General features: G+C 55.1%; 21 protein-coding genes. 12 read left to right on the top strand and 9 right to left on the bottom strand.

The annotated features are described in order from the left end of the window. Window positions 1–9 precede the first annotated feature (9 nt). Window positions 10–375, top strand: a complete 366-nt coding sequence (locus Q334_RS0104685) for a hypothetical protein (protein WP_027312193.1) — start codon at window positions 10–12, stop codon at window positions 373–375. A gap of 255 nt (window positions 376–630) precedes the next feature. Here the strand turns inward: Q334_RS0104685 and Q334_RS0104690 are convergent, their stop codons facing one another. After that, the gene (locus tag Q334_RS0104690; protein ID WP_027312194.1) at window positions 631–1,050 is read right to left on the bottom strand and encodes a DUF3010 family protein; all 420 of its coding nucleotides are present in this window, start codon (window positions 1,048–1,050) and stop codon (window positions 631–633) included. A 241-nt stretch (window positions 1,051–1,291) separates the two neighbouring features. Between Q334_RS0104690 and Q334_RS18020 the strand changes: the two genes are divergently transcribed. Continuing rightward, on the top strand, window positions 1,292–1,714 hold the full coding sequence (locus tag Q334_RS18020; RefSeq protein ID WP_035460793.1) for an acyl-CoA thioesterase: 423 nt from the start codon (window positions 1,292–1,294) through the stop codon (window positions 1,712–1,714). A 55-nt stretch (window positions 1,715–1,769) separates the two neighbouring features. Here the strand turns inward: Q334_RS18020 and Q334_RS0104700 are convergent, their stop codons facing one another. After that, the gene (locus Q334_RS0104700) at window positions 1,770–2,783 is read right to left on the bottom strand and encodes an AraC family transcriptional regulator (protein WP_027312195.1); all 1,014 of its coding nucleotides are present in this window, start codon (window positions 2,781–2,783) and stop codon (window positions 1,770–1,772) included. Between the two features lie 120 nt (window positions 2,784–2,903). After that, on the bottom strand, window positions 2,904–3,938 hold the full coding sequence (locus Q334_RS0104705) for a methyltransferase (RefSeq protein ID WP_027312196.1): 1,035 nt from the start codon (window positions 3,936–3,938) through the stop codon (window positions 2,904–2,906). Window positions 3,939–4,366: 428 nt separating this feature from the next. On the opposite strand from Q334_RS0104705, the gene Q334_RS18025 reads away from it, so the two are divergent. The 4 genes from Q334_RS18025 (at window position 4,367) to Q334_RS18035 (ending at window position 8,032) form a co-directional block, all read left to right on the top strand. After that, the gene (locus Q334_RS18025) at window positions 4,367–4,603 is read left to right on the top strand and encodes a hypothetical protein (protein ID WP_035460796.1); all 237 of its coding nucleotides are present in this window, start codon (window positions 4,367–4,369) and stop codon (window positions 4,601–4,603) included. Window positions 4,604–4,690: 87 nt separating this feature from the next. Then, on the top strand, window positions 4,691–6,109 hold the full coding sequence (locus Q334_RS18030; protein WP_155888954.1) for a sensor histidine kinase: 1,419 nt from the start codon (window positions 4,691–4,693) through the stop codon (window positions 6,107–6,109). Continuing rightward, window positions 6,102–6,662, top strand: a complete 561-nt coding sequence (locus Q334_RS0104720; RefSeq protein ID WP_027312197.1) for a hypothetical protein — start codon at window positions 6,102–6,104, stop codon at window positions 6,660–6,662. Before Q334_RS18030 ends, Q334_RS0104720 begins: the two co-directional genes overlap by 8 nt. Next, entirely contained in the window at window positions 6,662–8,032 is a 1,371-nt protein-coding gene (locus Q334_RS18035; RefSeq protein ID WP_035460801.1) for a sigma 54-interacting transcriptional regulator, read from the top strand. Before Q334_RS0104720 ends, Q334_RS18035 begins: the two co-directional genes overlap by 1 nt. 82 nt (window positions 8,033–8,114) lie before the next feature. Here Q334_RS18035 and Q334_RS0104730 read toward each other — a convergent pair whose 3' ends face one another. Next, window positions 8,115–8,993 (bottom strand): MurR/RpiR family transcriptional regulator, encoded by an 879-nt coding sequence (locus Q334_RS0104730; RefSeq protein ID WP_027312198.1) that lies wholly within the window; start codon window positions 8,991–8,993, stop codon window positions 8,115–8,117. 208 nt (window positions 8,994–9,201) lie between these two features. Between Q334_RS0104730 and zwf the strand changes: the two genes are divergently transcribed. Genes zwf through Q334_RS0104745 form a run of 3 tightly spaced genes read left to right on the top strand, consistent with a single transcriptional unit; the run spans window position 9,202 to window position 12,060 of the window. Continuing rightward, window positions 9,202–10,680, top strand: coding sequence for a glucose-6-phosphate dehydrogenase (zwf, locus tag Q334_RS0104735; protein WP_027312199.1), 1,479 nt, complete (start codon window positions 9,202–9,204; stop codon window positions 10,678–10,680). After that, window positions 10,667–11,374: a 6-phosphogluconolactonase gene (gene pgl / locus Q334_RS0104740; RefSeq protein ID WP_027312200.1), complete on the top strand. Its 708-nt coding sequence runs from the start codon at window positions 10,667–10,669 to the stop codon at window positions 11,372–11,374. Before zwf ends, pgl begins: the two co-directional genes overlap by 14 nt. Before the next feature lie 29 nt (window positions 11,375–11,403). Beyond that, window positions 11,404–12,060 (top strand): bifunctional 4-hydroxy-2-oxoglutarate aldolase/2-dehydro-3-deoxy-phosphogluconate aldolase, encoded by a 657-nt coding sequence (locus Q334_RS0104745; RefSeq protein ID WP_051527525.1) that lies wholly within the window; start codon window positions 11,404–11,406, stop codon window positions 12,058–12,060. A gap of 75 nt (window positions 12,061–12,135) precedes the next feature. Here the strand turns inward: Q334_RS0104745 and Q334_RS0104750 are convergent, their stop codons facing one another. Beyond that, a complete protein-coding gene (locus tag Q334_RS0104750) occupies window positions 12,136–12,555 on the bottom strand; it encodes an organic hydroperoxide resistance protein (RefSeq protein ID WP_027312202.1) in 420 nt (139 codons plus the stop codon). 124 nt (window positions 12,556–12,679) lie between these two features. On the opposite strand from Q334_RS0104750, the gene Q334_RS0104755 reads away from it, so the two are divergent. Continuing rightward, window positions 12,680–13,111, top strand: a complete 432-nt coding sequence (locus Q334_RS0104755; protein WP_035460803.1) for a MarR family winged helix-turn-helix transcriptional regulator — start codon at window positions 12,680–12,682, stop codon at window positions 13,109–13,111. Between the two features lie 15 nt (window positions 13,112–13,126). Here the strand turns inward: Q334_RS0104755 and Q334_RS0104760 are convergent, their stop codons facing one another. The 3 genes from Q334_RS0104760 to Q334_RS0104770 form a co-directional block, all read right to left on the bottom strand. After that, on the bottom strand, window positions 13,127–13,957 hold the full coding sequence (locus Q334_RS0104760; RefSeq protein ID WP_035460804.1) for a D-hexose-6-phosphate mutarotase: 831 nt from the start codon (window positions 13,955–13,957) through the stop codon (window positions 13,127–13,129). Between the two features lie 3 nt (window positions 13,958–13,960). Continuing rightward, window positions 13,961–15,604, bottom strand: coding sequence for a glucose-6-phosphate isomerase (pgi, locus tag Q334_RS0104765; protein WP_035460806.1), 1,644 nt, complete (start codon window positions 15,602–15,604; stop codon window positions 13,961–13,963). A gap of 352 nt (window positions 15,605–15,956) precedes the next feature. Beyond that, a complete protein-coding gene (locus tag Q334_RS0104770) occupies window positions 15,957–16,718 on the bottom strand; it encodes a GntR family transcriptional regulator (RefSeq protein ID WP_027312206.1) in 762 nt (253 codons plus the stop codon). A gap of 156 nt (window positions 16,719–16,874) precedes the next feature. On the opposite strand from Q334_RS0104770, the gene Q334_RS0104775 reads away from it, so the two are divergent. Further along, window positions 16,875–20,153, top strand: coding sequence for an ATP-binding protein (locus tag Q334_RS0104775; protein WP_027312207.1), 3,279 nt, complete (start codon window positions 16,875–16,877; stop codon window positions 20,151–20,153). A 47-nt stretch (window positions 20,154–20,200) separates the two neighbouring features. Here the strand turns inward: Q334_RS0104775 and nagZ are convergent, their stop codons facing one another. Continuing rightward, complete coding sequence (gene nagZ / locus Q334_RS0104780; RefSeq protein WP_027312208.1) at window positions 20,201–21,220, bottom strand: beta-N-acetylhexosaminidase; 1,020 nt, start codon at window positions 21,218–21,220, stop codon at window positions 20,201–20,203. Window positions 21,221–21,568: 348 nt separating this feature from the next. Between nagZ and Q334_RS0104785 the strand changes: the two genes are divergently transcribed. After that, complete coding sequence (locus Q334_RS0104785) at window positions 21,569–23,248, top strand: ABC transporter substrate-binding protein (protein WP_035460808.1); 1,680 nt, start codon at window positions 21,569–21,571, stop codon at window positions 23,246–23,248. The last annotated feature ends 21 nt before the right edge of the window (window positions 23,249–23,269 follow it).

Consider the following 23,269-nt stretch of genomic DNA (forward strand, 5'->3'; position numbering starts at 1 on the left):
ATACCCTAGATGGCAAGACATCCCGATATTGAAGTCTACTTAAAAGACGTCGACACTCCCCGCATCCTCGACTGGCTTAGCCAGCGCCTGGGTGATATAGAAGCCGTTCAGCAGCGTGGACTGAGCCAGCAACTCAGGGTGGCAGGCATGACGGTAGTCTTAGTGGAACAAGCCGCTGGCAAGCGCTTTACCAGTCTGTTTTTTGACTCTGCCCATACCCCTTGGGAAACCGATCAAGCCTGCGCCGAAGAGATCAGCCAAGCACTTGATTGCCAAGTACGCTGTATTGCCGGAAGTTGGGCCGAAGAACAAGACCCGGATGAATGGCTACATATCGAAAAAGGGCAGTGCAAAAAAATTATCTGGCGCAGTTAAGCTGAATCAGCAAACGCCACGCCACCTTCACTACAGCCTTTGCAGCATTAGCGTAAAACACTGCAACCTAACTCGTTTATCCCCAGCCCAGGCCATGCCCGGGCTACATCCTTTGCCATCAACCAATTTGAGCAATCCTTGTTACAGGCACAGAAGTTACCCCCAAAAAGCCTGAACACTCCTGTGGATAACCTCTTCACAACAATCGTAAAACTGCTGCCAGCCCAGTCAGCACAAGGGTTCTACGGCTACTGGTTATTTTTTATGTAATCCTAACCAGGCATAGGCACTCAGGAATGCTTGACGCTGAAATGCCTTCAAGCCCACTTCAGGCAGGGGATGCTCATCAACAAAGTTATTCACATCTGCATGGCTGATTAAAGCGGTGGGCACCTCCTTGATCAGCTGAATCGCCGCTTCCAGCTTAAAGCTCATGGCCGACCCCATAAAACGTCCTTTATGGGGACGCTCTAATACCACGACCTGCTCAATCTGGTAATCATGTAACAGCTTGCTGAAGGCATATTGGAACTTACGAATTTCATCGACCTGGTTATCTACCCGCAGTGTGAACTTATTAGTACGGCAGGGCAGCCAGTGATAGAGGCCACGGTCCAGGGCCACCATAGCCACCACCGCCTCATTACCTTTTAATTCCACACCACAAACTCGCATAACCACCTCCAAAACTAACAGGGGCGCCATTGTAACTGGCCACCCCAAGGCAATCCATCCACATAAACCCTGTATAGCTTTGTGGATAAGATGACGATAATCCAGCTTAAGCCAGTAATGCCCTTTTATCGCCAAACATGTTCATTTTTTAATCAATCACATCCCATCAATGGATGAGCCAAAGTGCAAAGCCTGCTAGGCTAGCCGCTAAGCCAACTTATTCTTTATTAAGGTTTTTCTTATGCATGAAGAAGCCTATTCTCTCCACTTTGGCGTCCGCGATTATGAATGCGATATGCAAGGTATCGTCAATAACGCGGTCTACCAAAACTATTTTGAGCACACTCGCCATGAGTACATTAAAACCCTGGGGCTCGACTTTGCTGCACTCACCCAGGCAGGTATCCATGTGGTGGTAGCCCGGGCAGAACTCGACTATCTGCGCCCCCTTAAAAGTGGCGATCAGTTTCAAGTACAGCTGCGCCCTTTCCGCCTCGGCAAGGTACGAGTGGTATTTGACATGGGGATTTACCAAGAGGGAGAACTGCATGTCCGTGGGCGCTTTTTCTGTGCCGCCATGCAAGAGAATGGTCGCCCCTGCCGGGATCTGAGCGCACTGGCGCCACTACTGGAACAATGTCAGCCCTGGCCTGCCAACAGCTAAACCAGCTGATGCCGATGCGCCAAACAACAACCCCGTGCAAGCACGGGGTTGGAGCTTAATGCAGTTCTCGATCTGCCAGACTACGTTGAGGTGTCCACTTGCGTCTTAACTCCCGTGGACTCATTTCCATCCAAGCACGGGTAAAACGACTTAGGCCATTCTGGCTTTGGAAGCCCAGCTGGCTGCTTACTTTGATCAGCGGAATGTCTGGATTAGAGAACAACACTCTGGCTCGGTGACGCCGTACATTCTCCAACACATCCTGGAATAACAAATCCTCTTCTGACAGCTTTCGCTGCAGAGAACGTGGACTCATATACAACTGCGACGCCACATATTCGAGAGTGACTTTCTTCTGTCCCAGGGATTTGGCGATGATCAGCTTCACCTTTTGCCCTAAAGCAACCGGAGTGGAGTCGCTGAGAAAACGCTTCAGCTCTTCGCCTTGTCCATCAAACATCGCCTGCAATGGCTTTTGCACATCCTCCTTACGCAGGCAGAACGCATACTTAAAGCCTTCACTCACTACCGGAGCGTTAAAGAATTGTTGATAACGCTCCCCACGCTGCTCCGCCAAAGGATGGATGACTCTTACCGGCTTCACCGGTGCAGCCTGAATAAAGCGGCACAGGGTCAACAGGGTTGCCATACCTGCATCGAGAATACTGGTTACCACAGCATCATAGTTAAGCGCTGGCACCAGGCTCACCTCAAGCTCTTTATCCTTCATTTCCAGCTGTACCATGCCCACATTAGAAATACGATGATAACTATCCGCATAGGTCTGTAAGGCACGCGCCAGATTGGGCTGCGACATCATTTCCAGTGACAAACTATTAAAACTCATGGGGTGCAGATGCAAACCCACCTGCAAACCAAAGTCGGGGTAGTCCCGTTCCAACTCTTTGAATAAAGAGCGCACCTTCTCCGCATCCATCAATGCGGTCGAATGATTAAGATCGTCCAGATTAAGGTTAAAACGCTTAAACATAGCCTCAGCATCCAAACCCAGGCTTTGCAGGGTTCGGAAGGCACAGGCAACCCAGGCTGCATTGATATATTCACGCATATTAGAGAGTTCCCACTCTGTCACAGTGCTGGGGAGTTATCCGCTAAAGCGGATATAACTGAAACTAATCCTAGCACAGTGGCACGATAGTGGTAGCAAAAGACGTCAAAACCCCACCCACTAGCGCCAAGCCCGGTAGATACGGAATTGGCTAGTCTCAGCATCCACCTGTACCTTACTAAAGTGCTGCCGCAACCATTCCAAATAAGGCAAGTGACTATTCGCCACCAACTGCAACACGCCTCCAGGATTGAGATGAGCCTGGGCCTGGGAGATCAATGCCAAAGCTGGGGCATAATCGGTGTGAATGCCCGTGTGGAACGGGGGATTACTCAGAATAAAATCAAAGCGCCCCCCCACCCCCGACCAGGCATCACTAGCGAGAACAGTGGCATCCAGCTGATTAGCCGCCAGGGTACGTTTGCTGGCCTCCAGCGCCAATGCGCTAACATCCAGCATCACAACCTCTGCGGACGGACACTTGGTTTTCAGGTAGGCCCCCAGCACTCCAGCCCCGCAGCCAAAGTCCAATACTCGTCCCTGTTGCGGTAAAAACAAATGGTCCAGCAATAACTGGCTGCCCTTATCCAGACTCTGCTCGCTAAATACCCCAGGCAAGCGAGCAACTTGCAGAGACTGATCGGCTAACTGCCATGCATCCAGACGCCAGTACTCTTCCAATGAAAACGGTTGCGCAACAGGTAACTCTAGCTGGAATAGTGAACAACGCCGGGCATTGTCCTGCTTGTAGCAACTTCCCCCGAGGGCTTCGACCAGTTTAGGTGTACTCTTAACCCCGGCCTGATGCTCACCTACTACCCAGATCGGTAATTCACGGGGCAAACTGGTAAGTAAGCCTAATAGCCACTGAGCCAACTCCTTAGCTTTTGGCCAAAACAGTAAAACCGCCTCCGCCATTTGCCACTGCTCCGGCGAAGGGAGTACAGCAAACTCAATCTCCAGACCTTGCTGCCTAAACGCCTGACTCACGCGATAGTCCTGGCTAAAAAAAAGACAGGGCACGCTTTCATTCAATTCCGCCCAGCCTGCTAATTCGGGCGGATTCATTACCAACAACGGCTGCGCTTGACTCAACACATCAAGGTTACGCCACACTACCTGGGTACTGGGTTGCCACGCTGCAGATGCCTGCATGTCATACTCCTGAAAACTTTTCTATAAAAATACGACTACCGCTCAGCCGAGGCGCTCACTATACACTAGCCCACCCCCAGAGCATGCCCCACGTCTATTGCCTCCTTTCTTTGCCATGACTGTCTGCCTTTTGCGACAAGCCATTAACTAAATCGCCGCAGTTGTCGCCATTAAGAGACAGCAATAAGCCTGACAATACGGCTTTTGTTGTCTCATCCTTCCGGTTGGCACCATAGGGTGTCTCCAAAAAGAGACAGACCCACTATCCAGCCGAGCGCCAACCCTGATAACTCTTACCAAAAAAACATGGCATGCTTTATGCTTGCACCAGTTAAGAATCCTGCCCACCTCGTCTAGCGCACCCCCTTCGTCGCTGGCGAGGCGTGGCACTCTGCTCCATTTCACCCTCTCAGTTAAGTAAGGCAATCATGGCCAGGTTGGCTATTCTCGCAGCTTTTGTCACTCCCGTGTTGTTTGCTCCCATGGCCTACGCCGATGGTGTTTTTGAAGATCTGTTTGAACAACTCGACGCCAATCAGGACACTCACATCAGCAGCAATGAAGCGGAATTACTCCCCGTAGTAGAACGTTTTTTTGATCGCCTTGATCTTGATCGTGATGGCAAACTAGACGCCCAAGAGTTTGCACAACTACAAGGCATCTAAGCGCTCTAGCTTTTTAATTAAGCCGATTGCTTTGCAACTGACACGCCAGCTTTTATCCTGAGCGCTTTGGCAACGGAACCTGTTACCTTGGCAAGCTGGCGTCCCCGCTCACTCTTACAAATGGTTGTCCTGGGCTTCATCCTGGTGATGACCCCCCTGGTGTATTTACTCTACCAAGCCAGTGCTGCCCTGACCTTACTCAGCGAGCGCACCGAAACCTATACCCAGGACGCGTTACAATCTACCCGCTACCTGCAGCAGTTAGGCAATCAATCCCAGGAGATGGCCCGCAGCGCACGCCAATACCTGATTCTGGAAGATGAGCGCCTACTCAGTCGCTACCTGCAACAGCGCCAACAATTCCAACAGTTGCTGGAAACCCCCAACCAACCACAGCTACAGGCCATTGCCCAAGCCCTGCTGCCTTACCTGCGCCAACTGAGCCTGGATCCGGTGGCCCAGAGCTGGAGTGCCGAACAACTCAACGAAAGCTTTCAACGCTTGCAGGAAGCCTTACAACAAGCCAGGCAACGCATTCAGCAGGAAACCGACCACTACCTGGATCAGCTCAACAATGACAGCCACGAGCAACAGCGGCAGTTATTAGGCATGACCGCCATCCTATTGACCCTCGCCCTGCTACTGATGGGGCTCTCGGTGATGCTGATTACCCGCCCGGTACGCCATCTTGAGCAGTTGATCCTGATGCTGGGGGAAGGCAAACCACTGCCCAGCCGCCCGATCCAAGGCCCTGCCGAACTGGCTGCCTTAGGCCAGCGGTTAAGCTGGCTCCATCAACAACTCAATTCATTAGAGCAACAGAAAAAGCAGTTCCTGCGGCATATGTCCCATGAGCTCAAAACCCCCTTGAGCAGCCTGCGCGAAGGCGCTGACCTCCTGGCCGAAGAAATAGCCGGCCCTTTAAGCCCGATGCAAAGGGAAATCAGCCAACTTCTGCAACAGAACAGCTTGCAACTACAGCGCCTGATTGAGCAATTACTCGACTACAACATGCTGCACCAAGCCATTCCCCTGGCCATCCAAGAACACGAAATCAGTCAACTGATTGAAGAGTCCCTAGGACGCCACCAGCTCAGTCTGCGCCAGAAAGGCATTCAACTGGAGCACCAAGGGCAAGCACTACACTGGTGGCTGGATAGCAGTAAGTTTCAACGCTGCCTGGACAACCTGATTACCAATGCGCTGTTTTATGGACACCCACAGGGTAAGCTGTTGCTCAGTTGGCAGGCTACGCAAGACAGTCTCGAAGTCTTGGTTGCCAATACCGGCCCAACAATCGCCGCAGAAGATGCCCAGCGTATCTTTGACCCCTTCTACCAAGGTCAATCCCGACGCCACGGCCCCTTGAAAGGCTCCGGCATCGGCCTTAGCATTGCCCGAGACTGCATTGAGGCACATGGCGGTAGCCTGACCCTCACCACTCACCCGGAGTACGATGTCTGTTTCAGCATTCGTCTACCCAAACCAGCCTATGTGCATGGATAGTCACGACTCATCCCGATCACTTAACCTACGCAGCCTGGCCCTGCTCACCCTGAGCAGTCTGCTAAGCGCCTGCATGGTCAAACCTCAGCCTCCTGCCCCTAGCGTGGAGCAATGCCTGTTGGAGCATGCCGATCTGCAACCTCCGCCAGCGCTGGTGGCAGAACCACTGCACGCCATTTTAAGCGTACAGGCAGCCCTGGCAGATTTACCTCAGACACAGCGTTTAGCCGCCCTGCCACTGCGTGATGATCTTGATCCGCAGCTGCAAGAGTTTCTTGCCCTGAGCGCAGTCCCCAGCTCCCTGGAGCAACGGCGTAAAGCCGATCGACTTGCCAGCCGCTTGCAACTTGCCGAGCCCGCCAGCCAACAGCTGCTTAAACTCATGCACAGCTATAACCAGCAACTGATGCTGCTGACCCAGCAACTGCTCGCCGAGCGCGAAGACCTCAGCCTGCTGGAGGAGACCATTGAACAACAGCAGCAGTTGATCGAGCAGCAGCAACAACAGATTCGCGCCCTCACCGGGCTGGACAGCCAAGAAGGGGAAGATTGATGAGCCTGGGCCGCTTACTGCTGGTTGACGACGACACCAGCCTGCTCACCCTCTTGTCCATGCGCCTGCAAGCCAGTGGTTATGAGGTGTACTGCAGCGAGCGACCACTGCAAGCACTGGAGCTGATTAATCGCCATCACCCCCATGTGGTGATTACTGACCTGCGCATGGACGAGTTAGATGGCATGAGCCTGTTTCGTCAGGTACAGCAGCACTATCCCGAGCTGCCAGTGATCGTCCTCACCGCCCACGGCTCGATCCCCGAAGCCGTTAGCGCCACTCAGGAAGGGGTATTCAGCTTCCTGACCAAGCCCATTGATAAAGATGAGCTGCTTAATACCCTGGCTAAAGCCCGTAAGCGCTACGCCCCTGCCAGCAGCGACCAAGAGTGGCGACGGGAAATCATCACCCAAAACGGCACCATGCTCACCCTGCTGGATCAGGCCAAACGCATTGCCGAGGCGGATGCCAGCGTCCTCATCAGTGGTGCCAGTGGCACCGGCAAAGAGCTATTGGCCCAGGCGATTCACCGTGCCAGTCCCCGCGCCCAAGGCCCCTTCATCGCCATCAACTGCGGCGCACTGCCGGAACCCTTACTGGAGTCAGAGCTGTTCGGCCATGTCAAAGGCGCCTTTACCGGTGCAGTGAATCACCACGAAGGGCTCTTTATCGCCGCCAATGGCGGCACCCTGTTTCTTGATGAGATTGGAGATATGCCCTACCCCCTGCAGGTTAAACTGCTGCGGGTATTGCAAGAAAAGAAAGTCCGCCCACTGGGCAGCACCCAGAGCCTGGATACCAATGTCCGCATTCTCTCGGCCACCCATCGCAACCTAAAGGCCGCCATTACCGCCAAAGAGTTTCGCGAAGACCTGTTCTACCGCCTGAACGTCATTAACCTACGCTTGCCCAGCCTGCGCGAACGTGCCGAAGATATCCCGCTACTGGCCCGTCACCTGCTGAAAAAAGCTGCTGTGGGTCAGCGCAGTTACGTGAAGAGTTTTTCTGCTGAGGCGATGGGAGTACTCTGTGCCGCTTCCTGGCCCGGCAATGTACGGCAACTGGTCAACGTGGTTGAACACTGCGTTGCCCTCTGTACCGGCCCGGTGATTGCCGAAGGACTGGTGTTGCAGGCCCTGGCCGAGCAGGCCGAGTCTTACCCCTCTTTTATGGAGGCGCGCAATAACTTCGAACGTTCCTACCTCACTAAAGTCCTGCAGATGACAGAGGGCTCCGCCAGTCAGGCTGCCAAGATTGCCAAGCGCAACCGCACCGACTTTTACAAACTCCTGGCCCGCCACGGTCTTGAACCCTCAGACTTCAAACCCGGTGGCAACCTTTATCAACCTAATTTGGATCAACCCAACTAAACCAGCACAGCTCTCAGCCGGCGCTGGTTTAGCGAATGCATGAAACAACTGGACTAACCCAGCTATCCTCTTTATACCTGCCTTAGTCCACTTCCCCTTCAAGCGGAAAACGCGTTGCTTTCAATGAGTCCTTAATCTTCTTTAAGTGACCATGAAAATCCACCCCACGGCGCAGAATCACCCCAGTGGACAACACATCAATTAGAGCCAAATGAACAATGCGGGAGCTCATCGGCATATAGATATCGGTGTTTTCATCCGCACTGACACTGATCGACAGCGTGCACTCATGGGCCAGGGGGGAATCAGGAGCGGTTATACCCAGCACAGTCGCCCCGGCATCACGCGCCACCCTGGCCACCTCAACCAGCTCACGGGTGCGACCGGTATAAGAGATAATCACCACCACATCACCGGTATGTGCAGCCGCCGCCACCATCCGCATCATCAGCACATCATCGTACGCCGTCACCGGAATATTAAAGCGGAAGAACTTATGCTGGGCATCAAACGCCACCGGCCCCGAAGCGCCCAAACCAAAAAACGCCACCTGCTTGGCCTGAATCAGGTAGTCCACCACGCGATTGATCAGACTGGGGTCGAGGCTCTGACGGGTATGCTCCAATGCCTGCATTGTGGCAGCAAAAATTTTATTCACATATTCATTGGGGCCATCTTCAGACTGCACATTCTGGCCAACATAGGGGGTACCACTGGCCAGACTCTGCGCCAACTGCAATTTAAAGTCAGGAAAACCCTTGGCGCTAAAGCTACGGCAAAAACGATTAACCGTTGGCTCACTCACCCCCGCACTCTGTGCCAGTGCAGCAATGCTAGCCCGGGTGGCCGACTGCGGATCCTTCAGGATGACCTCCGCCACCTTGCGCTCGGAGCGATTCAGGGTGTCTAGACGCTCGGCAATAGCCTGGAGCAGATTATTCGCGTTAAGGGGTGTATGCATGCGTCCCGCACCTAATGACGTAGTGAATTAACTACCTGTTGCCAGGCTGCTAAATGATAGCCCGAGGCATCATTGAGAGCCAGCCAGCAACAGTCTCAGCTAGCTTTTCTGGTCTTTTTTAGTAAAATTACTAAAAATTAACCTGTGCAGGGTGGGTTTAGTGAGCTAAACCCTTAATAAAAGATAAAGATTACTACCTGAAGCCATCATGACCATGACCACATTACAAGCCTGCAATCTGGTGTTATTTGGGGCCTTGGGCGATCTGTCCAGACGCAAACTACTACCAGCCCTTTACCAACTCGACCGTGCCGGCTTATTGCACGCCGACACTGAAATCATTGGCATGGCCCGCGACAGCCTGGATGACCAGAGCTTCCGTCAAGTCATGCTGGAGAACTTCCAACGTTTCGTCAGCAAAGATGACCTGGCCGACCAACAGGCACTGGAACGCTTCTGCGCTCGGGTTCATTACATCGGCACTGACCTGACCAAGGTGGAAGGTTACCTCCCCCTGGCGGAGCGTCTGCAACAAAGCGGTCGCACCAGTGTCTGCTATCTGGCCACCCCTCCCGGTATTTTTGGCGCGATTTGCGAGTGCCTGCAGGGTAGCGGCGCGATCAATAGCGATACCCGCATCGTGCTGGAAAAACCCCTGGGCAAAGATCTCGCCTCCTCCAAGGTGATTAATGACCAGGTTGCGCGCTTCTTCCAGGAAAGCCAGATTTACCGCATTGACCACTACCTGGGCAAAGAAACCGTACAGAACCTGATTGCCCTGCGTTTTGCCAATAACCTGTTTGGCTCACAGTGGAACCAGAACCACATCGACCATGTGCAGATCACCGTCGCGGAAGAAGTGGGTGCCGAAGGCCGCTGGAGCTACTACGACAAGTCTGGCCAGATGCGTGACATGGTGCAGAATCACCTGCTCCAACTGCTGTGCCTGATTGCCATGGACCCTCCTTCGGAGCTGTCCGCCGACAGTATCCGCGATGAAAAGCTCAAGGTCCTCCGAGCCCTCAAGCCCATCACCGCTGACAGACTCTCCCAGCAAGTGGTACGCGGCCAATATGTGGCAGGCAATATTCAGGGCAAAGCCGTGCCTGGCTATCTGGAGGAAGATGGAGCCAACCCTCACTCCACCACCGAGACCTTTGTTGCGATCAAGGCCGAAATCGCCAACTGGCGCTGGGCAGGGGTGCCCTTCTACCTGCGTACCGGCAAACGCATGCCCACTAAGTGGTCAGAAATCATCATCCACTTCAAGCAGCAACCGCACTACATTTTTGCCCCGGAGCAACGCAACCTGGCCAGCAACAAGCTGATCATCCGCCTGCAACCTGATGAAGGCATTTCCCTGCAGGTCGCCACCAAAGACCAAGGCCTGGATAAAGGCATGCGTCTGCGCAGCGGCCCCTTGTCGCTGAACTTCTCCGAAGCCTTCCACCAGGATCGCATTCCGGACGCCTACGAACGTTTGTTGCTGGAAGTACTGCAAGGCAATCAGGCACTGTTTGTGCGCCGTGATGAGGTGGAATACGCCTGGAAATGGGTGGACACCATTATCAAAGGCTGGGATGAACTGAACGAGCCACCGAAGAAATACCAGGCCGGCACCTGGGGCCCGGTTTCCTCTATTGCCTTAATCAGTCGTGATGGGAGGGCATGGCATGAAGACGCCTGATAACTTACCTGACAACTTACCCGGGCGCTTCCACGGCTTTGACTCCCCCGCCAGCCTGAGTCAGGCATTGGCGCAGCACATTAGCCGTGAACTGGCAGATGCCAGCGCAGAGCGTCGTGCCAGTTTGGCGGTGTCAGGAGGGCGCACCCCCATCCAACTGTTTGAGCAGCTCAGTCCACTCCCGCTGTCCTGGCAACAGATTGATATCACCCTGATTGATGAGCGCTGCGTCCCTGCCGATCACAACGATAGCAACGCAGGCTTAGTCCAGCGTCACCTGCTCCAGCAGCACGCGCAGCAAGCTCGCTTCCTGCCACTGTATCAACAGGAGGAGAGCACAGAAGCGCTCAACCAGCGTCTCAGTCAACTCCATTGGCCTCTGGATGTCGCCATCCTCGGCATGGGTAACGATGGCCATACCGCCTCGTTATTCCCAGCAGCGGCAGAACTAGAGGCGGGGCTCGATCCTACCCAAAGCCAATTTTGCCTCTCTCTCACGCCACCCTCGGCACCTCATCGTCGCTTGACCCTGAGCCGCCGTGCGATCAGCGCGAGCAAGACCCTGATCCTGCATCTGCAGGGCGATGACAAGCTTGCCACCTTAGAGCAAGCCCTGGCTGGTGACGATATTCGCGCCATGCCAATACGGGCCTTCTTGGCCCTGCCACAACTCCATATTTACTGGTGCCCCTAATCACCGGAACACCACGTCAGGAAGCCATTATGTCGATTCAAACTGCACTTAGCATCAGCGCCCAAATCGATGCGCTCTGCGACAACAACCCCATCATTCCGGTGATTACCGTTGACCAGGCTGAGGATATTTTGCCCCTCGCCCGTGCCCTGCAAGCCGGCGGTGTCAGCGTGCTGGAGATCACCCTGCGCTCCGCTGCCGCACTGGATGCCATTCGTCTGGCTAAACAGGAGCTGGAAGGCATTCATATCGGCGCCGGCACCGTGGTAAACACCGCTCAGCTGGATGAAGTCCTGGCCGCCGGTGCCGAATTTATCGTCACCCCAGGCCTGTCCCACGAGCTGCTGCGTGCCGCCAAAGAACGCAACATCCCCTTCCTACCTGGTGTCGCTACCGTGTCTGAGATCATCATGGGACTGGATGCCGGCTTTGACCGCTTTAAGTTCTTCCCTGCGGAAGCCGCCGGCGGCCTGCCCTTTGTCAAATCCCTGCAGGGACCCTTCAGTCAGGTTCGCTTCTGCCCCACCGGCGGCATTGGCCTGCACAACTTCCAGGATTATCTCAAGCAAGCCAATGTCATGGCGGTGGGTGGAAGCTGGATCGTGCCCAATGACGCAGTCAAAAATCACGACTGGCAGCGTATCACGACCCTGACCCAGGAGACGGTCGCCTTACTGGGCCGCTAAGCCTCTCGCTTGCTCAGTCAGGTAAAACGCCCCGCCCAGGGGCGTTTTCATTACGACTCAGTCGCAGACAGCCACTTACAGCGGCTGACCATTGACCCACACCTCAACGCTGATATTACCGCGGGTAGCATTGGAATAAGGACAAACCTGATGGGCCGTGGCGATCAGCTCTCGTGCCTGCTCCTGGGGCAAATCCACTTGAGCCTCTAACTTTACCGACAAGCCAAAGCCTACTTCCTGCTTGTGCAACCCCACCTCGGCAGTGACCGGAATCGCCCCTACCTGCAGTTTCTGCATCCCCGCGACAAATTGCGCCGCACTGGAAAAGCAAGCGGCATAACCAGCAGCAAATAATTGTTCAGGGTTAGTCGCAGCTCCCTGGCCACCCAGAGCAGTCGGCATCGCTATCGCTAACTGCAACAAACCATCATCACTACGCACCTGACCATTACGACCATTATCGGCACTGACTCGAGCACGGTATAACGCTGACATAAACACCTCATTCATTTATCTTTTAAACAAAATATTTGCGCGCAAAATTATTATTCATAGGTACCACTAGCCCGTCAATTAGTTTGCGTGCAAAATAAAACACCCAGCTCGATTGAGGCCCACCATGCCCCCCAAGCTCCGCCTGAATGAACAAATTTGCTTTGCCCTCTATAGCGCCAGCAATGCGGTGGTCAGACGCTATCGTCCCATCCTGGAGCCCCTGGGCCTCACCTATCCGCAGTATTTGGTCATGCTGTGCTTATGGGAGAATGATCAGGTCAATATCCGCCATATCAGCGAACACACCCTGTTAGATGCCGGCACCCTGACCCCCATTCTGAAACGGCTGGAAGAGAAGGGCCTATTAGCGCGCCAGCGTAGTGGCGAAGATGAGCGACAAAAAGTGATTTGCCTGACCACCGCAGGCCAAGCGCTGGCCGAGGAAGTCGAGTGTGCGGTAAGCAGTCTGTTTGCCGACCGTCCTTTAGAAGAACAACAAGCCTGGCTGCAACTGCGCGATCTTTGTCAGCAGCTGCGCGCCAAGCTTGATGAATAACAGCAAAGAAGAGGGTTACAACCCCTCCACTTCCAACACGGTTTGCAGAGTCCATTCCTGCCCAGGCTGCAGCACCACCGGATCAAGCAGGGTGTTCGCCGCTTCGACACAGACGAAATGGGCCGCCTCGGCTGCATTCACATCCTTGAAACTGGCCAGATTGTCACCCGGCTGCCACACCACGGTGGAACCACTGCCGGCTTTACGCACCGTTAGCAAGCGCTGCAACTGAGGATCCCGTATCTGCACCGCTCCCTGATGCTGAAAAATAGCATCTATGGCCGCTGCTAGATGGAGCGCGCCGGACTGCCGCCGCTCCGTGCCTGCCGCCAGTTTGTTCAGCCACAGACAACCATCCAAGCCATGTAGGCTGATCTGGCGCCAATCCCCTACCCGCAAATAGCTATGCAGAGCCTGGGTCAGGCTGAGGGGAACCTCATCCAGATTGCGGGTGGTCAAACTGACACTTAGCCTGGCGCCAAACTCCAGCTGTAAGCGCACAGCCTTATCCTCGTCCTGCTGCACCGGCACCAGACTCAGACTTGCCCCCACATCCAATAGCTGCGCGTGCTCCAACTGCCATAGCCGGGTACGGGCGGTACCGTGGAAAGGCTCCCCAGCGTCGGCAAAATTGGGCCAACACAGGGGAATACCACCCCGAATGGGTTTACCCTGCTGGCACAGGCTGGTGCTCGACCACCACAGCAGATCCTGCTGTCCCTGGGGCACAAAGCTCAACACCTGCGCCCCCGACAAACTTAATACCAGCGTAGCCGCCTCGGTTTGCACCTCCAGCAACTCATGCTCGCCCCAGCGACGGGACTGAATCCAGGCCGGTAGCGCCATCACTTACTCCTGATGCTGACGGAAGTAGCCCATCAAGCCCTTGGTGGAGGCATCGTAGTAGCTACTGGTTTCACCACTGCACAGCTCCTCATACATACGCTTGGACAGCTGCTTACCCAACTCCACCCCCCACTGATCGAAGGGGTTGATATCCCAGATCATGCTCTGGGTGAAAACTTTGTGCTCATACAGCGCCAACAGCATCCCCAGGGTTTTCGGCGTCAACTCATCCAACACGATGGTCGAACTGGGACGATTGCCGGGATACATGCGGTGTGGCAGTAACTTCTCGATCTTATTGGGGTCCACCCCTTCACGTTGCAGTTGCGCCCGCACTTCCTCTTCGGACTTGCCGGTCATCAACGCCTGGGACTGAGCAATACAGTTGGCCGTGGCAAGCAGATGCTGATCATGGTTATCACCACGAGGCGCCTTGCACACCATAATAAAATCAGCCGGCACAATCTGGTTACCCTGGTGCAACGACTGGTAGAAGGCATGCTGGCCGTTCGGGCCAAACTCACCCCAGATCACCGCCGAGGTTTCCACCGAGACGGTTTCACCTTCATTGGTCACACTCTTACCACAGGATTCCATTTCCAGCTGTTGCAAGTAATCAGGCAAGTATTTCAAGCAACTGGTGTAAGGCAGCACCACTCGGGTACCACACTTACAGAAGTTGAGGTACCACACATGCAGCAACGCCATAATCACCGGAATATTCTGCTCCAGGGGGGCTGTACGGAAATGCTGGTCTGCAATAAAAGCCCCGTGTAGCAACCCTTCAAAGGTATGCATGCCCAGATACAGCGCCACGGACAAGCCCACGGATGACCACAGGGAGTAGCGCCCGCCAACCCAATGCCAAAACTCAAATTGTTGACTGGCCGGCACGCCATAAGCAGTCATCGCTGCTTTATTAACCGACACCCCAATCAGCTGCTTGCAGGCCTTGGCCTCATCCGGGCAGGCCGCCACCAGCCAAGCCCGCGCCTTATCGGCATTAGCCATGGTATCGCTGGTGGTAAAGGTCTTGGAGGTCACGATAAAGGCGGTGGTTTCCGGCTTTAACTGCTTGAGAATATCGACGATCTGCACCCCATCCATTGCCGAAACAAAGTGCATATTGATCGGCCCGGGCTCACCGGGATCAAGGGCATGGCAAGCCAGACCCGGGCCCAAATCCGACCCCCCCACGCCAATGTGGACAAAGTCACGGATGGTTTCCCCAGTAAAACCCTTAAACTGACCAGAGCGCACCTTATCGACAAAAGGTCGCATCTGATCCATCACACGCTGCACCTGGGAGCTGACCGCTTCACCATCCTCATTTACGGAATAAATCGAACGATCCCGTAACAGGGTATGCAAGGCCGGACGATCTTCGGTGATGTTCAGTTTTTTACCGCCAAACAAATCCTCAATACGCTCAGGCAAACGCTGCTGACGTGCCAGGGCCACCAAACGGCGCAGGGTTTCTTCCGTCACCAACTGCTTGGAGAAATCAAACAACAACCCATTCAGACTCAAGCTAAAGCGCTCAAAGCGATCCGGTTGTTGGGCAAACAGCGTATTGAGATTCAGCTCCCGCGTCGCATCACGATGCTGTTGCAAGGCTTGCCAGGCAGGCGTGGCAGTTAAAGGCATGAACATATCCCCCGAAAAAACATCAACAGGACAACACCCAAAGACAGCCGCAAAGCACGCTGGGACTGGACCCAACCAAGCCTTGCGGATGCCCTTTAAGGCAATCCATCATGTAGGTTAATTAACAACAAATCAAATACAAAAACCGTTAAAAACTGACTCATTTAGCGCTCAAGGCCATTATAACCAAGCAAAATGTTATAAAAATTACATATATTTCACTTGCACCGCCTCGATCAGCTCGCTACATTAAGCAGCGTGAGCAGGCAGTCGGCCATCAGGCTTTCGGGTGTTCTTTCAATGATCGGCTGGTCGGCTGTCTTGCACACTCTTCAACATTTCCCCCCTCCTTCTATCGCGCCAATAACGGACTATCCGTATCCCGTATCTCCGCGACGAAGTCATAGGCATCCCCCGGGAAGTACGAGCGGGTAAACTCCACCGGCACCCCTTCTGCACTTAAACCTAAACGCTCGATGTAAAGCACGGCACTCTCGACTGGAATCTGCAAGTAGCCCGCCCGCGCCTTATCAATATTGATTGCCCGGATGCGCTGCAGTGCCCGCACCGGCCGTTGCCCTGCCGCTGCCAAGGCTTCATAAAGCGAGCCTTGTAACGAAAACGGATTATCAATCACCGCTGCCGGCACCGAGGCCAACTCCAGCCCCATCGGCTTATCATCGGCCAGACGCAGGCGATACAGGCGCACCACCTCACTGCCCACCGGTAAGCGTAACATCCGCAACTCTTCTTCATTGGCCAGGCTTAAAGAGCGATCTATCCAACGTGAAGCCGGGCTACGTCCTCGCTCACGCATAATCTCGGTAAAACTCTTCAGATAATTAAGCGGCTGCTCAACCCGTTCACTAACAAAGGTACCCGCCCCCTGGCGTTGGGTCAGTAGACCCTCTTCCACCAGGTCATCAATGGCACGCCGCACCGTGACCCGCGATACGCCAAGGCCAGTGGCCAGCTCCCGCTCTGCTGGCAAAGCGGTGCCAGGCTGCAATAAACCAGACTCCACCGCCTCCCGCAGACGCTGCTGCAACTGGCGATAAAGGGGCCCTGGGTACTGCTTTAAGCGCTCTACATCGCCAAAAATCTGCTCGATCATCGCTTACTCCAGCCTCGGCTAAAAAATTGGATATAAATTGGTAGTGTCGGAGATACTACCAATTTGCTATGTTGTTACCAAGCCCAGCGTTCTAAGCTGGCTCATACAATAATGATAAAACGCCCTTACCCGGCACTCAGGATAACCGCACTCGGCATGATGACCTTGCTTAACCTGCACAACTGGCCCCTGCGCACCCGGTTAATCTGGGGCTTTTTACTACTTAGTCTGGGCCCTTTTGTACTCAGCGCCATTTGGCTGGTGAACTCCTTTACCCAGCACAGCGAAGAACAGGTACTCAACCACCTGGTATCGGTGCGCAACATCAAGCACACCCAGATTGAGGACTACCTCAATACCACCCTGCATAGCGCCCGCCAGTTTGCCAGCACCGAATTTGCGCAAAACTCCATTGGCCGTTTTTATGGTTTCTCCCGTGCCTGGCAACAGCTGGGGCTATTACAGGCACAGCTGCCAAGCTGGGCGGGCCTGCTCAATCGCCGCCAGTATGCCGAGCTGAGCAGCCGCTTAGGGGCCGCCGATGCTGCTGGCACCAGTGATTTCAGCCAAGGGGCATTCTTTTATCTACAGGTGCATGAGCGCTTCCATGACGGTTATCTGAAATTTATCGAAGACACCGATTTTGACGATATCCTGCTCCTCAATCTGGAGGGGCAGGTACTCTACAGCCCCCGCAAAGACGCCTACTTTGGCCGCCACCTGCAAACCCTGAAAAGTCCCCTCTGGCCTGCCTTCAACGAGATGCGCGAGCAGCTGAAACAGCAACCGGTCGAGCAGGTACAGCGCCTGATCGACTTCCGCTATGACCCCATCAGCGAGCAGATTCGTGCCTGGGTGCTACTGCCTATTCATCAGTATGGCCACCTCTCCGGCATCCTTGCCTTCTCTCTCCCTCACACCCACCTCAATGCCCTAATGGGAGCACGCCAAGGGCTGGGAGAAAAAGGAGAAACCTACCTGGTCGGGCCAGACAAACTGATGCGTTCGGACTCCTACTTACAGCCCGGCAGCTTCAGCGTGCAGGCCTCCTTGCGTCAGCAACAGCACCTCGACTCCGCCGCTATCCGCGCCGGTCTGGCGGGACAAAGCGGCACCGCCACCACCCTGTCCTACCTCAACCAGCAGGTGCTAAGCGCCTGGGCTCCGCTGCAAGTGGAGGGATTACACTGGGTGCTGGTCGCGGATATGGATCTCAACGAAGCGCATCAGAAAGCCAATGAGCTACGCCGTCTTACTCTGGCGATTGCACTGCTTATCGCCTTGGTGCTGATTCTGATTGCCTTCTGGTTATCCGCCTCGATCAGCGAGCCCATTGATCGACTGATTCATGCCTCCGAACAGCTGGCCCAGGGGCGACTGGATTACCCCTTACTAGTCAGCCACCAGCCGGCGGAAATGGCCCGTTTGGCACGTAGCTTTGCCCACATGCGTGATGCCATTCGCAACAACATCGCCCTGATCCGTCAGCAAAACCAGGAACTGGCCGAGCAACTGCAGGTGATTGATCAACAAAATCAGGAGCTGCAGGAAAGTAACCGTCTGAAGGACAACTTTCTCGCCATTACCTCCCATGAACTGCGCACCCCGTTGCACGCCATCATTGGCCTCGCGGATAGCCTGGAAAAAGGCGGCGCCGGACCCACCACCGATGCTCAGCGCCATAACCTCAGCCTGATCAGCAGCAGCGCCCGCCGCCTGGCCCGTCTGGTGAATGACCTGCTTGACCTGCACCGTCTTAAACAACAGGGACTGCAGGTACAACCCGAGTCACTGGAAATCCAGGCGGTGATCCAGTCCGTGCTGAGTCAATGCCAGCCGTTACTGGTCAACAAGCCCCTGCAGCTGGATTGCCAGTTCCCTTCCTCCCCCTTACGGGTGTTAGCCGACCCCGCGCGGCTGGAGCAAATCCTCTACAACCTGCTGGGCAACGCGATCAAATTCACGCCGCAGGGACAGATTGGCATTCGCCTCGAAGCACAGCAGCAACAGGTAGTAGTCCATATCAGTGATACCGGCCCCGGCTTAACGGCCTCAGAGCAGGAACGCATTTTTGAACCCCTGGTGCAGCTGGAAGCAGTGATGACCCGCACCCAGGCAGGCAGCGGCCTGGGGCTGCCCATCGCCCGTCAGCTGGTGGAACTGCAAGGAGGCAAACTCTGGCTCAGCAGTGCACCGGGCCAGGGCTCTACCTTTAGCTTTAGCCTGCCTCTCAGCCAAGCCCCCAGCCAGGCATGGAGCCCACAACTATTTCAGCATGAGATCGAACCCCAGCTGCTACCCCCGCCTGTCAGCTGCCACCAGGGCCCCTGCATTCTGGTGGTGGATGACGAGGTACTAAACCTGCAGGTGCTGCATAACTTCCTTGCCCCGCATTTTCAGGTGCATAGCCGTCAGGCCCTGGCCGAGGTGCAGCGGCTCCAGCCACAACTGGTGATCCTGGATGTGATGATGCCCCACCTTGATGGCATCGCCCTCTGCCGCCTGTTACGCCAACACTACGATGCCGCTGAGCTGAGCATCCTGTTGCTCACCGCCCTGCCGCAATTAGAGCATCGCCTCCAGGGCTTTGCCGCCGGCGCCAATGACTACCTGCTGAAACCGCTGGAGCAGGCCGAGCTACTGGCCCGCATCCAGGCTCAGCTCAGTTATCAGGACGCCGCCAGCCAAAAACAGATCAACCAGCAACTCGCCGCCGAGATCGAACAGCGCAAAGCCGCACAACAGCGGCTACAACAGAGCCGCGATCAACTGCTCAGCTTGCTGGAAAGCAGTGGCGAAGCCTTTATCTGTCTCGATCAAAGCGGCCAGATTCAACTCTATGCCGCGCGCAGCCAAGCCTTACTGGGGGGAGAGCTGAGCGACAACCAGATCGACGACTGGCTGCTCCAGCCGAGCTGGAGTGAACTGCAAAGCAGCCTGCAACAGGGCCCACAACTGAGCCAACTATGCTGGCGCACCGCCAGTGGAGAACAAAGCCTGCCCACCTGGCTGGAGGCCCAAGACCAGGGTTATACCCTGATCCTCAACCCCGGCAGTCAGGAAGCCCGTCAGCTGCTGCGCCATACCCTGGCCGCCCTGCCTGACGAACCCGCAGCGGATCCGCAACAGGACTATCGCCTGCAGGTCGTTGAGGTCATGCGCCTCAGCCTGGAACTGTGGATTCAAGCAGGGGGGAAAAACAAACTGGAACTGGCTGAACAGAGCGGTATCTGGAAGGTCTATCTGGATCGCAGCAGTCTGCAAACCCGTACCCTGGATAAGTACTTTAGCCTCGATACCCTGCCCACCCATCCGCGCTGGCGCGATGTGCTGGCCACCGCTGAATTTGTACAGAAACGCTGCGCCGAGCGGCTCGACTGCCAAGCCCTGCTCGTTGCCATGCAGCGACTGCGAGAGCTATTACCCAGGCGCTAAAAAGCCACCCGTAGGTGGCTTCTTCATCTTCGCAATACAAGCGGGGCTTAGCCCAACAAACTCGCCCGTTCTTCGCTCAATGCCTGCTTATCCAGCGCCAAGGCCTGGCTGTTAGCAATACGCTGCAGCGAGGCCTGTACCCGCCGTGAGGCTTCACCCGCCAATGGAGGTAAAACCTTTGCCACGGCTTCCATCTCCGCCACGCTACCATGGGAATTCAGCACCAAGTCCACCCCTGCTACCAGCGCCTGCTGTGCCCGTTCTGGGTGGCTGCCATAGAGGGCATTCATGTGGATACAGTCAGAAATCAGCACCCCATCAAAACCCATCTCCCCCCGAATCAGCTCCTGCAGCACCTTGCTGGAATGGGTGCCAGGCCATTGCGCATCCAGCGCGCTATAGACCACATGGGCGGTCATGGCCCAGGGCATATCTGCTAACGCCTTAAAGGGCGCAAAGTCACTTTGCCAGAGTTCGGCCAGGGCAGTGGTCACGGTGGGACGTTCAATATGGCTATCAGCATTGGCACGGCCATGGCCCGGCATATGCTTGATAATCGGCAACACTCCCACGCTGATAAAGCCTTCACAGGCAGCGCGGCCCAGAGCCGCGACAATGGCAGGGTCGGCGGAAAAAGCACGCGAGCCGATCACCTCATTGGCACCCGCCACCAGCGTATCCAGTACGGGAGCCGCATCAACATTAATACCCAGCTCCATCAGGCTTAAGCCGATCAGTTGGGCATTAAGGTAAGCCGCACGCTCGCCAGCCGCCAGATCACGCTCAGCCAGCAAACCGAGCTCCCGCGCCGCTGGATGAGGCTGCCAGGCCGGTGGCGTTAAGCGCTGCACCTTGCCACCCTCTTCATCGATTAATACCGGCGCATCGGCACGCCCTACAGCCTGGCGAAAATCTTCCACCAAGGCTTTTACCTGGGCAGGGTTAGCGCAGTTGCGCTTGAACAAAATCAGCCCGAGCGGATTAGCCTCACGATAAAAGGCACGTTCATCAGCACTCAGTTGTAGATCGCTACAGCCGAAAATCCCGGCCAGAGGGGTATTGCTCATATTCTTGTCCTAATGCAATAAAGAAGGGTCTTTGAAGCTAAACCTGGCTCTGGCCCAGTCCAAAGGAATTGATCGTCATTATCGTTAATTTCCCAAGCCAGGTCAGGTGCCCTTTTTCAGCTCGTCAAAATCGTTAAAACCCTGGTTTTCAACGGCGCATAAGCCATTGAAAATTAAGAAAAAAATGAATTAACGATATTAACACCCGACAAGCTTGAGTGAAGTGGCTCTGGTTTGCTTCATTGATGCTTACCCAAGCACCTGCTGGGTGCCGCCCCCTCGGGCAAGTTGCTTTGTTATGGCTAACCGGCAACTACCCTGCGGCAGTCACCAAACTGGAGGCAAGCAATGACAATAAAAACAAGGACCCTGGTAAAAACCGCGCTGGCAAGCGCCCTGGCTGCCAGCCTAAGCCTGCCGGCTCAGGCTGCTGAGCCCAATACTCTGACCATCGTGGCACAACAGGCGACCACCTGGGTAAAAAACTTTAACCCCTTCAACGTCGTCAGTGGCCTGCATACCACCCGCCACTTTATGTTTGAACCCCTGGTGGTCTTCAATGACATGAAAGGCGGTACTCCGCACTTCCGCCTGGCCACCGATTATCAGTACAGCGATGATCTAAAAAGCCTGACCTTTACCCTGCGCCAAGGGGTGAAGTGGTCTGACGGCGAAGCCTTTAATGCCGATGATGTGGTGTACAGCTTTAACCTGCTTAACCAACACCAGGAACTGGATGAACTGGCGGTATGGAGCAAAATCAGCAAGGTTGAGAAATTGAATGACCACCAGGTCAAAGTCTCGATTAATCAGGTGGATACCAACCTGATTTATGATCTGGTGCTGGTACCCATTGTGCCCGAGCATCAGTGGAAAAATGTGGAGGACCCGGTTTCGTTCACTAATGCTGAACCCGTAGGTTCTGGCCCCTTCACCGAGGTAGAGCGCTTCACCGCTCAGGTGTATACCCAGTGCCGCAACCCCCATTACTGGGATGCCGATAACTTAGGCGTGGATTGCCTGCGGATGCCGCAGCTCGCCAATAATGACCAGGTTCTGGCGGCTGCGGTGGCCGGTCAATTGGACTGGTTTGGCTCCTTTATTCCCGATGTGGATAAGATCTATGTCGGTGCCAACCCTGATCACCACAAATACTGGTATCCGCCTAGTGGCACCGTGGCTTTTAACATCAACTTTGAAAGCCCCAACCCCAATAACCGCATGGCCTTCCAGGATGTTAACTTCCGCCGTGCCTTCAGCATGGCGATGGATCGTCAAGCGATGGTGGATGTCGCCGGTTACGGCTATCCCACGGTTAACGAATACCCCAGCGGCCTGGGCGCCACCTTCCATAGCTGGAACAACCCGGATGTGGATGCCAAGTACGGCCAGTTCAACAAGTTCAACCTGGATGAAGCGAAGAAACTGCTCGATCAAAGCGGTTACCTGGACAAGGACGGCGATGGCTTCCGCGACAATCCCGATGGCAGCCCGATTGAGTTCAGCGTCCTCGTGCCCAATGGCTGGACCGACTGGGTCAATACCGTACAAATCGGTGTCGAGGGACTACAAGCCATGGGGATTAATGCCAAGGTTTCCACCCCCGAAGCACCGGTCTGGACCGACAAGCTGAAAAATGGCGACTTTGATGCGGCGCTGCAAGGCTACTTTGCCGGGGCGAATCCGCATAAGTACTTCGAAACGGCCTTTCACTCCCGCAATATGGGGCCAGTAGGCAACCGTTTTGCTGCCAACCGCTTTATCGATATTGATCTGGATAGACTGCTGGATGCTTTTGCCAGCACAGCCGATGATGCCAAACGCCGCGAGTTGCTCAACCAGGCGCAGGAAAGAGTCGGCGCCAACCAGACCATTATTCCGGTGTTCAACAACCCCTCCTGGTACCAATACAACGATGCCCGCTTCGTTGGTTGGTTCAACGCGGAAAATGCCCAGGCCAAGCCTCAGCTACACCCGGATACCCCGGAGCGTCTGCTGCATGTGCTGAACCTGCGCCCGCGCAGCTAAGCCCCAGCTCTAGCTGACACC

It is taken from the genome of Balneatrix alpica DSM 16621, from assembly GCF_000619885.1.
Lineage (GTDB): Bacteria > Pseudomonadota > Gammaproteobacteria > Pseudomonadales > Balneatricaceae > Balneatrix > Balneatrix alpica.

Bases quoted from the DNA above. Each gene is read 5' to 3' on its own strand.
- Q334_RS0104685 (WP_027312193.1), top strand. From the start codon at position 10: ATGGCAAGACATCCCGATATTGAAGTCTACTTAAAAGACGTCGACACT.
- Q334_RS0104690 (WP_027312194.1), bottom strand. From the start codon at position 1,050: ATGCGAGTTTGTGGTGTGGAATTAAAAGGTAATGAGGCGGTGGTGGCT.
- Q334_RS18020 (WP_035460793.1), top strand. From the start codon at position 1,292: ATGCATGAAGAAGCCTATTCTCTCCACTTTGGCGTCCGCGATTATGAA.
- Q334_RS0104700 (WP_027312195.1), bottom strand. From the start codon at position 2,783: ATGCGTGAATATATCAATGCAGCCTGGGTTGCCTGTGCCTTCCGAACC.
- Q334_RS0104705 (WP_027312196.1), bottom strand. From the start codon at position 3,938: ATGCAGGCATCTGCAGCGTGGCAACCCAGTACCCAGGTAGTGTGGCGT.
- Q334_RS18025 (WP_035460796.1), top strand. From the start codon at position 4,367: ATGGCCAGGTTGGCTATTCTCGCAGCTTTTGTCACTCCCGTGTTGTTT.
- Q334_RS0104720 (WP_027312197.1), top strand. From the start codon at position 6,102: ATGGATAGTCACGACTCATCCCGATCACTTAACCTACGCAGCCTGGCC.
- Q334_RS18035 (WP_035460801.1), top strand. From the start codon at position 6,662: ATGAGCCTGGGCCGCTTACTGCTGGTTGACGACGACACCAGCCTGCTC.
- Q334_RS0104730 (WP_027312198.1), bottom strand. From the start codon at position 8,993: ATGCATACACCCCTTAACGCGAATAATCTGCTCCAGGCTATTGCCGAG.
- zwf (WP_027312199.1), top strand. From the start codon at position 9,202: ATGACCATGACCACATTACAAGCCTGCAATCTGGTGTTATTTGGGGCC.
- pgl (WP_027312200.1), top strand. From the start codon at position 10,667: ATGAAGACGCCTGATAACTTACCTGACAACTTACCCGGGCGCTTCCAC.
- Q334_RS0104745 (WP_051527525.1), top strand. From the start codon at position 11,404: ATGTCGATTCAAACTGCACTTAGCATCAGCGCCCAAATCGATGCGCTC.
- Q334_RS0104750 (WP_027312202.1), bottom strand. From the start codon at position 12,555: ATGTCAGCGTTATACCGTGCTCGAGTCAGTGCCGATAATGGTCGTAAT.
- Q334_RS0104755 (WP_035460803.1), top strand. From the start codon at position 12,680: ATGCCCCCCAAGCTCCGCCTGAATGAACAAATTTGCTTTGCCCTCTAT.
- Q334_RS0104760 (WP_035460804.1), bottom strand. From the start codon at position 13,957: ATGGCGCTACCGGCCTGGATTCAGTCCCGTCGCTGGGGCGAGCATGAG.
- pgi (WP_035460806.1), bottom strand. From the start codon at position 15,604: ATGCCTTTAACTGCCACGCCTGCCTGGCAAGCCTTGCAACAGCATCGT.
- Q334_RS0104770 (WP_027312206.1), bottom strand. From the start codon at position 16,718: ATGATCGAGCAGATTTTTGGCGATGTAGAGCGCTTAAAGCAGTACCCA.
- Q334_RS0104775 (WP_027312207.1), top strand. From the start codon at position 16,875: ATGATGACCTTGCTTAACCTGCACAACTGGCCCCTGCGCACCCGGTTA.
- nagZ (WP_027312208.1), bottom strand. From the start codon at position 21,220: ATGAGCAATACCCCTCTGGCCGGGATTTTCGGCTGTAGCGATCTACAA.
- Q334_RS0104785 (WP_035460808.1), top strand. From the start codon at position 21,569: ATGACAATAAAAACAAGGACCCTGGTAAAAACCGCGCTGGCAAGCGCC.